Here is a 12852-nt window from a genome sequence, read left to right as displayed (position 1 = left end):
GCTCCCCATGACTGATCGCATCCTGCTCAGCATCAACGCTGGCGTGGCCGAAGTCCGGCTCAACCGCCCCGAGAAGATGAACGCCATCGACCCGACCATGTTCGAGGCGCTCGTCACCATTGGGCAGCGCCTGATGAACGAAGCAGACCTGCGCGCCGTGGTGCTGTCCGGTGAGGGGCGCGCCTTCTGCGCAGGGCTGGACATGGGCAGCATGGCCAGCTTGGGCAACCACGACGCCAACGCAGATATCAGCGCCGGCCGTCTCGCCAAGCGCACGCATGGCGTCGCCAATCTGCCGCAGTACGCCTGCACGGTATGGCGCGATCTGCCGGTACCGGTGCTGGCCGCAGTGCATGGCGTTGCCTACGGCGGCGGGTTGCAGATCGCGCTGGGCGCAGACGTGCGCTACGTGAGCGCCGACACGCGCCTGTCTGTCATGGAAATCAAATGGGGGCTGGTGCCCGACATGGGCGGCATGGCGCTCACGCGCGGCCTGGTGCGCCCGGACCAGTTGCGCGAGCTGATCTACAGCGGCCGCGTCATCAACGGCGAAGAAGCCTGCGCCCTGGGCCTGGCGACACACGTAGTGGACGATCCACGCGCAGCGGCACTGGCGGCTGCGCGTGACATCGCGCAAAAAAGCCCAGACGCCATTCGCGCCGGCAAGCGCCTGATGCGTGTGGTGCAAGATGGCGACACTGCGGCCATTCTGCTGGCCGAGTCGGTCGAGCAAGACCGGCTGATCGGCGGGGCGAACCAGCGCGAGGCGGTGTTGGCTGGGATGCAGAACCGCGCGCCGCTCTTTCAACCGGCCACGCAATTCGAAAGAAAATAAGCGCAAGCGATACGCTCAGGCGGTAGCGTGCTTGCTCCCCATCGAGGCACGCATCGCGCGCGAGCGGCTGATCACCTCGTCGCGCAGCTTTGTTCGCAAACCCAGAGCAAACGCTGTTTCCGCGACCAGGAACAACGGCCCGATCACCAAACCCGCCAGATCGTCGACAAACGCCGGTTTGCGCCCTTCGTAATAATGGCCGACAAACTGGATGATCCAGCCGATCACAAACAGGCCAATGCCCACTGACAACCAAGCCGCCGTTGAATGCGCGGCCACACGGTTACCCGCCCATACACACACGCCGATGAGTGCGAACATCACCACGCCGAACATCGCATCCAGACGCAGGTAAAACAGCGTCGTTAGCGCTAGCGCAATCAACGCGGGCGTCACGGCCACGCTCGACAGGTCTGCCAGCACAGGCCGAGACAGCAGCACCGCTACCGCCAGCACAATCGCCGGAATGCCGACGAAATGCGTGGCGATATTGCGGCCGTCCTGGTGATAGGCGGCGTAGTTGGAAAGATGATCAGACAGGGTCCGCATGAGGGTCTCCGGTTTTTGTGCGTTTGCAGCATGGACGCTCCAGCCGCGCGCTCGTTATGATCATTTCATCCTAGTCAGTGGATGGCACAGCGCTCTGTCGCATAGCCGACAAATTCCACGTTTCCGAGGTTTTCCTCAGCCCCATGGATCGCCCCGCCACACTGTCCACGCTGGACGCAGCGCCGTACCGCGAACGCCTGCACGCAAGCAGTTGGTTCGGCACGCTGGAGGCGCCCTTGCAGGACGCGCTGATCGGCATTGCTGCTGTGCGACGCCTGGGGGCGGGAGAAATCCTCTTCCTGCGCGGCGACCCGCCCGACGGCCTGTACTGCGTGGTGGAAGGCATGATCCGCATTGGCGCCACCAGCGCAGATGGGCGCGAAGCCCTGCTGGCGGTGCTCGAACCCGTCAACTGGTTTGGCGAGATCGGCGTGTTCGATCGCCAGCCGCGCACGCACGACGCCCGCGCCGACGGCACTACGACATTGCTGCATATGCCACAAACCGCGCTGATCGCCTTGCTGGACGACACTCCGGCCCTGGTGCACGCCTTCGCGCTGCTGCTGACCCACAAGCTGCGGTTGACCTTTGCGGTGCTGGAAGAAACCGCCCTGCTGCCCGCCCCTGTGCGCGTGGCGCGGCGCCTGCTACTCATGGCCGACGGTTATGGCGACCTGCGCCTGGGCAGCCGCCGAGTGCTGCGCGTGCCACAGGAGCAGCTTGCGCAACTGCTGGCGCTGTCTCGTCAGACCGTCAACCACGTGCTCAAGGATTTCCAGGCGCGTGGCATTCTCAAACTTGCCTATGGGGAAATCGAGTTGCTGGACTTTGCCGGCCTGCGTGAAGTGGCGCATAAGCTGGCATATGAGGCCGCACGAGGGTGAAATTCCGACCAATACCCCTACAGGCGATGAGATAGGACCAATCCTATAATGTGTTCCCACTCGCACATTCGCCCTTCGCATGGTGCGGAGTCGGCGTTGCGAGTGTCCTTCAAGGGAAGAGAAACATCATGCCCCGCCAGACCCCCATCGAGCGCTATCGCAACATCGGCATCTCGGCGCACATCGACGCCGGTAAAACCACCACGACCGAGCGCATCCTGTTCTACACCGGGGTCAATCACAAGATAGGCGAGGTGCATGACGGCGCGGCCACGATGGACTGGATGGAGCAGGAGCAGGAGCGCGGCATCACCATCACGTCGGCGGCCACGCACTGCATGTGGCGCGGCATGGCCGGCGACCGCCCGGAATACCGCATCAACATCATCGACACCCCAGGACACGTCGATTTCACCATCGAGGTGGAACGCTCCATGCGCGTGCTCGACGGCGCGTGCATGGTGTACGACTCCGTGGGCGGCGTGCAGCCGCAGTCTGAAACCGTCTGGCGCCAGGCCAACAAGTACAAGGTGCCGCGCATCGCGTTCGTCAACAAGATGGACCGCATTGGCGCAGACTTCTTCCGTGTCGAGCGCCAAATGCGCGAGCGCCTGAAGGGCAACCCGGTGCCGATCCAGATTCCTGTTGGCGCAGAAGACGGATTTCGCGGCGTGGTCGATCTCGTCAAGATGAAAGAGATCCTGTGGGACGATGCCTCGCAGGGCGTGAAGTTCGAGTACACCGACATTGATCCCGCCCTGCTGGCCACCGCACAGGAATGGCGCGAAAAAATGGTCGAAGCCGCAGCGGAGGCGGATGAAGATCTGCTCAACAAATACCTCGGGGGCGAAGAGCTGACCGAGGCAGAAATCAAGCGCGCTCTGCGCAAGCGCACCATTGCCGGCGAAATCCAACCGATGCTGTGCGGCTCTGCGTTCAAGAACAAGGGCGTGCAAGCCATGCTCGACGCGGTGGTCGACTACCTGCCCTCGCCGGTAGACATTCCGTCTATCCAGGGTCATGGCGAGAAGGACGAACCGCTCGAGCGCCACGCCAGTGACAGCGAGCCCTTCTCGGCTCTGGCTTTCAAGATCATGACCGACCCGTTTGTCGGCCAGCTCGCGTTCTTCCGCGTGTATTCGGGCAAGATCAATTCGGGCGACACCGTCTACAACTCGGTCAAGCAGAAAAAGGAGCGTCTGGGCCGCATCCTGCAGATGCACGCCAATCAGCGCGAAGAAATCAAGGAAGTGCTGGCCGGCGACATCGCCGCCGCCGTGGGCCTGAAAGATGTGACGACCGGCGAAACGCTGTGCGACCCGGAACACGTGATCGTGCTGGAGCGCATGGAATTTCCCGAGCCCGTCATCAGCCAGGCCGTGGAGCCCAAGACCAAGGCCGACCAGGAAAAGATGGGCATTGCCCTGAACCGCCTGGCGCAGGAAGACCCGTCGTTCCGCGTGAAGACCGACGAGGAATCCGGCCAGACCATCATCTCGGGCATGGGCGAGCTCCATCTGGAAATCCTGGTCGATCGCATGAAGCGCGAATTTGGTGTGGAAGCAACGGTCGGCAAACCGCAGGTGGCCTACCGCGAAACCATCAAGAAGGCCGCCGAAGACGTCGAAGGCAAGTTCGTCAAACAATCGGGCGGACGCGGCCAGTACGGTCACGCGGTCATCACGCTGGAGCCGAACGAGGGCAAGGGCTACGAGTTTGTCGACGAGATCAAGGGTGGTGTGATTCCGCGCGAGTTCATCCCGGCGGTGGACAAGGGCATTCGCGACACGCTCAATACAGGTGTGCTGGCCGGCTACCCGGTGGTGGACGTGAAGGTGCGCCTGACCTTCGGCTCGTACCACGACGTGGACTCGAACGAAAACGCGTTCCGCATGGCCGGCTCAATGGCTTTCAAAGACGCGATGCGCAAGGCTGGCCCCATCCTGCTCGAACCAATGATGGCCGTGGAAGTGGAAACGCCCGAAGACTACATGGGCAACGTGATGGGCGACTTGTCTTCGCGGCGCGGCATGGTGCAGGGCACGGAAGATATTGCGGGCGGCGGCGGCAAGATCGTCAAGGCTGAGGTGCCGCTGGCAGAGATGTTTGGGTACTCCACCGCGCTGCGTTCCGCCACACAAGGCCGCGCAACCTACACGATGGAGTTCAAGCACTACGCTGAGGCCCCGCGTAATGTGTCTGAGGCGGTGATATCAGCCAAGAAAGTCTGATACGCCGTTCGCTTTATCCAGCGCGGCCGCCTTGTGCGGCCGCACTGCTTTACGAAGATTGGGATACCGTGCCGGCCTAACGCAACCACACCAGCCACGTATACACGAGGCCCGCCGCAGCGAGCAGAAACGGCATCGAGTACGCATGAAACACCCACCAGGCACGCCGCTCGCCCAGCATGCGCAACGCAATCAGGTTGGCTAATGACCCGAGGAGCGTGCCGAACCCGCCCACGCTCACCGCAAAGGCAATCATCGGCCAGTCATGCGAATACTCAGCCAGCAAGATCGCCGCCGGCACGTTGCTGATGAACTGGGACACGCCAATGCCGGCCCAGTACAGATGCATCGGATTGTTCAACGTCAGCGCGTCCAGCGCCTGCCGCACGATGCCAAGCTGAGCCACCAGCCGCAGGTCGATGAACATCAACATAAACACCAGTAGCAGCCCCCAGTCCACCCGCGCCAGCACATAGCGCGCCCCGACGAGGTAGAGCACGATCAGTCCGCCGGCCGCCACCAGCGGGTGGCCCAGGTCGGTCAGCACCAGAAACGGCACGTACAACACGAGTGCCGGCACCAACAGACGCTTGTGCAATTCCACGTCGTCGGTTTCGGCATGCAGATGGATTTCATGCGAGGCAAACGCGAGCCACGTCACCGCCAGCAACAAGGCCATCAGCAACAAGACCATCGGCGCCATCTGCCAGACAAACGCGCCAAACGACAGCCCCGATTGATGCCACAGGAAGAGGTTCTGCGGGTTGCCGATCGGCGTGAGTGCCGAACCCGCATTGACCGCCAGCGCTTCGAATATCACCAGCCGCGCCACCGGCAGGCTGGCGACCCGCCGCAAGCCGACGGTAAGCGGCACGATCACGAACAACGCCACGTCGTTGGTCAGCACCGTCGAGAGCACCGCCGAAGCCGCCACCAGGCTGAGCGCAAGCACGCGCTGGCTGCTGACCACATCGACGAGGCGTCGGCCAAGCAGTTGAAGCATGCCGCTCGCCTCCACCGCCTTGGTCAGGATCAGCAAACCGGCCAACGCGGCAATGGTGTGCCAGTCAATCAGTGCTGGATATTCAACGATGCGCTTGGGCGCTGCGAGCGTCAGCGCACTGCAGATAGCCAGCAGCGACCAGAAGAAAACGTCTTGTTTGAGGTTGTGCCAGAACGGCGGGTGTTGCGGCACGGCTTGCGCGATGGACATGCGTGACCGCGTGCGAGACAAATCGTCCTGCATACAGAGGAAGGAGAAAACGTTGGCGCAAACGCGCACAAACCAACAGGGCGCGGTTTGCCCGGCTGATTGTACGTGCGCCTGCCTCGTGCGCTCAATCGCAAACCGGGCGCGCGCCTGCGTGCCCGGCATGTACGAGAGGGTTCAGCTTACGATTCGCGCGAGCCCGAGCCGCCCGAGCCGCCCGGGCGATCCGAGCTGCCCGCGGAACCGCCAGCGGCCGGTCTGTCGGAAGACGTCATGCGCGAACGGTCTTCGGCGCTGCCGCCGGCATGCGGTGCACCTTGCTGGCCGGCTTGGCTATGCGTGGCGCCCGGATGATAGGCCGACTGCGGATGGCGTTCCGGCCCGCGATACTGGCCTGCCAAACCATGACCACCGCCCGCGCCTCCCATCGAACCGTGTTCTGAACGCTCGTGGCCGGCTTCCGTCCCACTGCCACCTTGGGTCGGCTGGGTCGGGTGACTGGCGATCACGCGTTCGATCTCGGCCACGGCTTCACGCGGAGCCAGAACGACCTCCAGCCCCAGCGCGCCGGCCACGGCCATCAGCGTCGACAGGCGGGGATCGGCACGACCGGATTCCGCGCGCAAATACGCCTCGCGGGAGATACCGGCCATCTTGGCGACATCTTCCTGTTTGAGCTTGCGCGACTTGCGCAGACTGTGTAACTGCTTGAAAGGCTGTTCCATCTGTTCGCTCCTGCACCTGAGATGGGAAACACCGCCGGGCCTGAACCCGAACGATGGGCTGAAAATATGCGGGTCGGGTGGGCTGCACCTTCATCCGCGGTCGTACACAGCGCGGCAGCGGCGGTGGTTGCGTCTATGCACGCCGTTGCACACATTTTGGGGAGGCTGCCTCCGTGATGTGTTTTCTACAGAGTAGACGTAATTTCGACTGCACCCAATATCGACGCGTGATGAAAACGCATCTCATCCACCCCATTGATGGGGACAAGGCGCCTTGAAGGTCAGTTCCCTCATAAATGCCGTTTTCTTCGCTTGGCATGCCATTTTTGTGACGCTCCAAGCGCAAATCCTTACACCCGTATCACGTTCCGTCGATCCGCGCTTGCCCTATCCACCGATTGGAGGGGGCGCAACCGATGAAAGCTGCGTGGGCCCTCTACGTCACGGCCAGACGGCTGCGCGTGCCTTTCATCACGCAATTGCCGTGCCGGAGGTGACGCGGCGGTCGGTTCGGCCTGGGTGGGAATCAATGAAAATCGCGGCTGGAAGTGGCGAGGCGCCCCAGAAGTGGGGTCAGATCCACCAGATGCTGGGCGACCAGATGCCGAGTTTCGCGCTCACATTGCCATTTGCCGTAGACGCCCAGCAATTGCGCATTCAGCAGCTCGCGGCGCTGGCGCTCGACCAAGCGCGGCCAGAGGATGACGTTGATGGCGCCCGTCTCGTCTTCAATGGAAACGAAGATCGTGCCGTTGGCTGTGCCCGGCCGCTGCCGCACTGTGACAATGCCGCAGGCGCGTGCCAGTTGCCCGTTACGATAGCCGGCCAGCGTCGCGGCGGTGGCAAAGCGCATGCGTTCGAGCTTTGCGCGCAGCAGCCCGACAGGATGGCTCTGCAACGACAGCCCCAGGCTGCCGTAATCGGCCATCACCTCTTCGCCGATGGGGGGGGCCGGCAGAACGAGCGGCGCTTCCACCGGACGTGCCTGGCGCAGCAACACGTGATCCTGTCCGGGCTCCTGCAATGCGAGTGTTTGCCATAACGCCTGGCGACGGTGCCCAGCCAACGGCTTGAGCGCATTGGCAGCGGCCAGCACATTCAAGTCATGGCGATCGAGCGCCGCACGATGAGCGAGATCCTCCACGCTAATAAACGGCGCTTGAGCGCGAGCCGCTTCGATGCGCTCGGCAGCCGGCTTGCGCATGCCGCGGATGCGACTCAGGCCAAGGCGGATGTCAGGCTGCTCCACGCCATCGACACCGGGATCGGTACGGGGATGCAACGTGCTGTCCCAGACGCTGGCCGTCACATCTGCCGGCAGCACACGCACCCGGCTACGCTGCGCCTCCTGCACCAGTTGTGACGGCGAATAGAATCCCATCGGCTGACTGTTGAGCAACGCAGCAAAGAACGCCGCAGGCTCGTGGCATTTCAGAAAGCTACTGACGTAGGCCAACTTGGCAAAGCCCGCCGCATGACTTTCTGGGAAGCCGTATTCGGCAAAGCCCTCCATCTGGCTGCACAGCGCTTCAACAAAAGTACGGTCATAGCCTTTTTTCTCGACCATCACCCTCAGCAATCGCTCCTGGTGCTCTGTGAGATTCCCCTTGCGATTCCAGTTGGCCATGTCGCGACGCAGGCGGTCGGCATCATCGGCCGTGAAATCGCCCGCCTCCATGGCGATCTCCATGACCTGCTCTTGAAAAATCGGCACACCCAGCGTGCGCTCGAGCACCGCCTTCACCTCGGGGCCGGGGTACGTCACGCAATCGGTATTGCCATTACGCACGGCCTCACGTCGCTGCAGGTATGGATGCACCATGCCGCCCTGAATCGGCCCAGGGCGAACGATGGCCACCTGGATGACCAGATCGTAGTATTCGCGTGGACGCAAGCGCGGCAGCATCGATTGCTGCGCGCGCGATTCGATCTGGAATACGCCGATGGTCTCGGCGCGGCAAATCATGTTGTAGGTTTTTTCGTCCTCGCCCGGCAGGTTCTGCATGGCGAGCTTGTCGGTCGTTTTGTAATGCGCTCGGCGGCCCGGCAGTGCATCCACCATATCGAGCGTGCGCCGAATCGCCGTCAACATGCCTAACGCCAGCACGTCGACCTTCAATAGACGCAGTGACTCGAGATCGTTTTTGTCCCACTGAATGACGCGGCGGTTTTCCATGGCCGCGTTCTCAATCGGCACCAAGCGAGAGAGCTTGTTCTGCGCGATCACAAATCCACCAACGTGCTGCGACAGGTGGCGCGGAAACCCACGCAACTGATCCACCATTTGAGCCCAGCGCAACACCAGCGGGGATTCGGGGTCCAGCCCCTGCTGGCCTGCACGCTGGGCAAATTCCTTGCGGGTGTCCCACCATGCTTGGCCCTTGGCTACCTGCTCGACAATCCCCAAGTCAATGCCCAACGCGCGGCCCACGTCACGGAGTGCGCTACGCGTGCGATAAGTGATGAGCGCGGCCGCCAAAGCCGTGCGTGTCACGCCGTACTTGTTGTAGATGTATTGGATGACCTCTTCACGGCGCTGGTGCTCAAAATCGACGTCAATGTCGGGCGGCTCATTGCGTGCGCGCGAGAGAAAGCGTGCGAACAACGTATTGCCGTCACTCGGATCCACTTCGGTGATTCCCAGACAGAAACACACCGCCGAATTGGCCGCCGAGCCGCGCCCCTGGCACAGGATCCCCTCATTACGGGCAAACTTCACCACGTCATAGACGGTGAGGAAGAATGGCTCGTACTCCAGTTCGGCAATCAGCTCGAGCTCTTCCTCAATTTGCGCGACGACCTTATCGGGCACACCATTCGGATAGCGTCGCGCGGCACCGGCCATGGTCTGCGCACGCAGATACGCGGCAGGTGTCATGTCGTCGGGCACAACTTCGCGTGGGTATTCGTATTTGATCTGGTCTAGCTCGAATGTGCACAGGCTGGCCAACTCCACCGCACGCTGCAAAGCCTTCTCACCACGCTCACCCCGATAGAAAAACCCGAGCTGCATGCGCGTGCGCATCGCCTGTTCAGCGCTGGGGGCGAGTTCCAACCCGCATTCAGAAAGTGGTTTGGACAGGCGGATAGCGGTCAGCACGTCGTGCAGCGGCTTGCGCTGGCGCGTGTGCATCTGCACGCCACCGGTCGCAACCATGGGCACATCGATCTGTTCCGACACTGCCGCGACCGTGCCGCGATGACGATCATCCGCATGGCGTAGCGGCAACTCCAGTGCAATCGATAGCCGATCATCGAATACGTGCTGGCACCACCACGTCTGGGCCAGCAGTTGCTGCGGATCAGGGTCGTAGTCAGGCAGCAGGATTGCCAGGCAGTCGGGCACACCGCGCAGGTGGGCAAGCTCACCTTTGGGCGCGGCCAAGTCATCGGCCAACAAACGATACTCGCCCTTGGGTGCCGCCAATCGCGCATGCGTGATGACCTCGCTCAGGTTGCCGTAACCCTCGATGTTCTGCGCCAGCAGCACCAGCCGCAGCCAGGGTTCTCCATCGGCATCACGCACGGTGAAACGGCTACCGATGATGAGCTTCAGGTCGTGCTCTTTCGACGCCACGAGCGCGCGCGCTGTGCCCGCCACAGAACATTCGTCGGTCAGCGCCAGTGCTTGATAGCCATACAGCTTGGCACGCTCCACCAATTCGTGCGGGTGCGACGCGCCGATCAGAAACGTGAAGTTGCTGATGCAATACAGCTCGGCATAGTCGGGCAGAGCGGGGAGTGGTGTAGCTGTCGCCATGATGCGCTTAACCAAACAGGCCGTGCAGATACCAGCGGGCGTCTTCATCTCCCGCGCTGACCTTGCCAGCAGAAACGCGCTCGCGATACACCCAATAGCGCACGCCCCGCTCTCCCTCCGCGATGAAATAATCGCGCTTGATGAGGTCGTCGTCCCACCAGCCGGATTCGATGCGCTCGGGCATCGACACCAGCCGCAACAGCCCGCGGTAATACGGATAGTGTTGACGTGTCAGCAGCGGAATCGGCTTCTCCAGCAGCCACAGCGGCCGTTCCGGCTGCTGCGCGTGCCATTGCGCCAATGCCTGACGCGCCGCGGCACGACTCTGCGCGGTGGTCGCGGCATTCACCTCAACCCAGTGGTTGGCGCGCTCGGGACGATGGTCAGCACACGGCTGTGGGTAACGCACGTTCTCAGCACCCAGCCGGGCGATGAGCGTGTCGATCAGGCGCGCAGCATCTTCAGCGCGGCCGCCAGGTTCGGGAAACAGCGATGCCGTGGGCGGCACAAGCGGCGTAGCGTCAGTCACCGTCAGGCGCAGTTCAACCACGGGGGCGATCAGCGTGAGCCGATGCACGCGCTCATGCAGCACCCGCGACAAGTGCGCCAGCGTACGAACCGGCTGCGCCAGCGCGATCTCCACAGGCGTGGATGAGGCTGCACCCTCACTGCTCCGACCGCGCCGGCGTTCATGCTCCAGCGTGAGCCGATACGTCTTGGCGCCCAATTGAAGCGCCGACAGCCAACCGACCAACTGCAACAACAACTGCTCCGATGCGGCCAGCACACCTTCCGCACTATCGATGCGGCCCAACAATTCCAACGACACATCGAAACGCAGTGGCGCAGTAAACCACGCAAAGCTCTCGTAGCCGTCGCCATACGCCGCATCGAGCGTATCCACCAGCAATGGCCCGCAGCGCCGGCGCAGGCCACTACGCGGTAAATCACGCAAATCGGCAAGCGTGCGACAGCCCAGGCCCTCAAGCCAATCGGGCCGCGTGAGACGCGCCACCGCATCGACCGGCAATTGATCAAGCAATGCAGACAAGCGTTCCTGCCGCACCGCTCGCCGCGCACACCCCTGACGCGCTACTGTGCGACGACGCCCACGTAATGGCGCCGGCTGCCCACTGGCAAGCCATGCTGCACCACGTGCCGTCGGCCCGGAGCCAAGCTGCGGTAGGGCGCCCAACCGAACCGCGCAATACTTCACGGCTCGACACAGCGCACGATGCCCGCCGAACAAACGCAAGCTGGCCTCGACCTCCAGCAACACGGTCGCCTCATCCACCACGTCCAACGTGACATACGGCGTAAATGCCAACAGCGCCAGCGCCAACGATTGCATCAATCGCGCCTCGGCCCCCACGTCACGGTCAAGCTGTATGGCGTGCGGCGCCAATGCCTGTGCGCCCGCCCGGCGCAGGCCCACATGTACGCCTTCACGCATCGCCAGACGGTTGGCCGACACCACACGCTCCTGCTCCAGCACCATTACCGGCAAAGGTAGCGCGGCTGGGTCAGGCCACTGGGGTCGAAGCGCGTCGAGTGGGAGACGGGGCAGATGCACCGCGATCCAGAACGGCATGGTCGGGAATGTTTTGATCGGAAGCGCCTGACAAAGAATCAAACGCAGCAGAAGCCGAAGAAGACGAAGAAGACGAAAGCGCAGCCAGCAGCCTCGCCGTGGCTGGATCCATGGTGAACGGTTCGGCAGGCTGCGCAGGCAACGGACGGACGGAAGCGCGACCAGCCTGAAGAGGATCAGCCAGCGGCAGCAACAACGGCGATTCACGCAACGGCCCACGTCGCTTGTGGAGGAGGATGGACAGCGCATCGGCACCGGCGGGCTCCAGCCCCAACCGCAGCACCGCTGGCGATGATTCGCGCAACGCCTGTGCCGGCCGGAACACCCAGATGGCACTCTCGCCAGCCTGCGCCAGCACTTGCAGCCTGCGCAGCGCCCCGGGGCGCACCTGATTCAGCCAAATCAGCACACCACCGAAGGCTTGGCTGCGCAGAACCTGCTCGGCTGCCCATAGCAAATCGGTCGGTTTGTCAGTGCGCACCCAGGCGATTTGTTCAGGAGAAAAATCCCACCCAACCAACCGCACCGCATTCGGCAAATACGGCGGGGCAATAAGCGCGATGCGCCCTGCGCTTGTGCACAACGTAGACAAAGCTGGGCGCAGCAACCGACACTCACCGATGCCGGATTGCGAGCACAGCAGCTCGGTCAATCCGCCAAGAGGCCAGCCACCGCCGGGCAGCTCGGCATTCAACAGATCATAACCGGTAGTCAGAACGCGTCCGCCGCCCCCCGCCAGACGGCCCGCACGCCATAACGCTGGGTGCAGCGTTTCGGGCAAGGACACCGTTCGGATTTTCGACGCAGGCGAGCGCGGCCCCGGCACCGCGCATCCAGCGGTGACAGGAGATTCCGCCTTATCTTCGGCGAGAAAAAGAGATGGGGACAGCGCAAACATGGGAACGCCAAGACAAGCCGATGAATACTGTATAAATATACAGTATCACAAGTAAGCGAGTGTATTGACCCAGTGAAAAACCTGCTCACGTCACAATAGGAGAAACGACGATGAGCACGAAGATGGAAGAAGACATCAAGCGCTGGACGGCCAAGCGCAAGAGCGCGCT

The 12852-nt window shown here is 62.6% G+C and carries 9 protein-coding genes; 3 read left to right on the top strand and 6 right to left on the bottom strand.

All coding sequences use genetic code 11. From position 1 onward, the window contains the following. Positions 1-7 precede the first annotated feature (7 nt). Positions 8-835: a crotonase/enoyl-CoA hydratase family protein gene (locus tag PSUB009319_RS14040; RefSeq protein WP_124382845.1), complete on the top strand. Its 828-nt coding sequence runs from the start codon at positions 8-10 to the stop codon at positions 833-835. Positions 836-850: 15 nt separating this feature from the next. Here PSUB009319_RS14040 and PSUB009319_RS14035 read toward each other — a convergent pair whose 3' ends face one another. Then, complete coding sequence (locus PSUB009319_RS14035; protein WP_124382844.1) at positions 851-1384, bottom strand: DUF962 domain-containing protein; 534 nt, start codon at positions 1382-1384, stop codon at positions 851-853. Between the two features lie 143 nt (positions 1385-1527). Here PSUB009319_RS14035 and PSUB009319_RS14030 point away from each other — a divergent pair, with 143 nt between their 5' ends. After that, a complete protein-coding gene (locus PSUB009319_RS14030; RefSeq protein ID WP_124382843.1) occupies positions 1528-2268 on the top strand; it encodes a Crp/Fnr family transcriptional regulator in 741 nt (246 codons plus the stop codon). Positions 2269-2396: 128 nt separating this feature from the next. Next, complete coding sequence (gene fusA, locus PSUB009319_RS14025) at positions 2397-4499, top strand: elongation factor G (protein WP_124382842.1); 2103 nt, start codon at positions 2397-2399, stop codon at positions 4497-4499. A 76-nt stretch (positions 4500-4575) separates the two neighbouring features. Here fusA and PSUB009319_RS14020 read toward each other — a convergent pair whose 3' ends face one another. The 5 genes from PSUB009319_RS14020 to imuA all read right to left on the bottom strand — a co-directional run bounded on the left by PSUB009319_RS14020 (position 4576) and on the right by imuA (position 12683). After that, the gene (locus tag PSUB009319_RS14020; protein WP_374704196.1) at positions 4576-5745 is read right to left on the bottom strand and encodes an SLC13 family permease; all 1170 of its coding nucleotides are present in this window, start codon (positions 5743-5745) and stop codon (positions 4576-4578) included. Between the two features lie 146 nt (positions 5746-5891). Next, on the bottom strand, positions 5892-6434 hold the full coding sequence (locus PSUB009319_RS14015; RefSeq protein ID WP_124382840.1) for a helix-turn-helix domain-containing protein: 543 nt from the start codon (positions 6432-6434) through the stop codon (positions 5892-5894). Between the two features lie 526 nt (positions 6435-6960). Beyond that, positions 6961-10194 (bottom strand): error-prone DNA polymerase, encoded by a 3234-nt coding sequence (locus tag PSUB009319_RS14010; protein ID WP_124382839.1) that lies wholly within the window; start codon positions 10192-10194, stop codon positions 6961-6963. A gap of 7 nt (positions 10195-10201) precedes the next feature. Next, positions 10202-11785 (bottom strand): DNA polymerase Y family protein, encoded by a 1584-nt coding sequence (locus PSUB009319_RS14005; protein WP_124382838.1) that lies wholly within the window; start codon positions 11783-11785, stop codon positions 10202-10204. Continuing rightward, positions 11718-12683, bottom strand: coding sequence for a translesion DNA synthesis-associated protein ImuA (gene imuA / locus PSUB009319_RS14000; RefSeq protein ID WP_124382837.1), 966 nt, complete (start codon positions 12681-12683; stop codon positions 11718-11720). The genes PSUB009319_RS14005 and imuA overlap by 68 nt, the downstream gene beginning before the upstream one ends. Positions 12684-12852: the final 169 nt, after the last annotated feature.

Source organism: Ralstonia sp. SET104 (genome assembly GCF_003851545.1).
Classification (GTDB): Bacteria; Pseudomonadota; Gammaproteobacteria; order Burkholderiales; family Burkholderiaceae; genus Ralstonia.
Note: the sequence above shows the minus strand (reverse complement) of the source record. Positions and strands in the feature narration are given on the sequence as shown.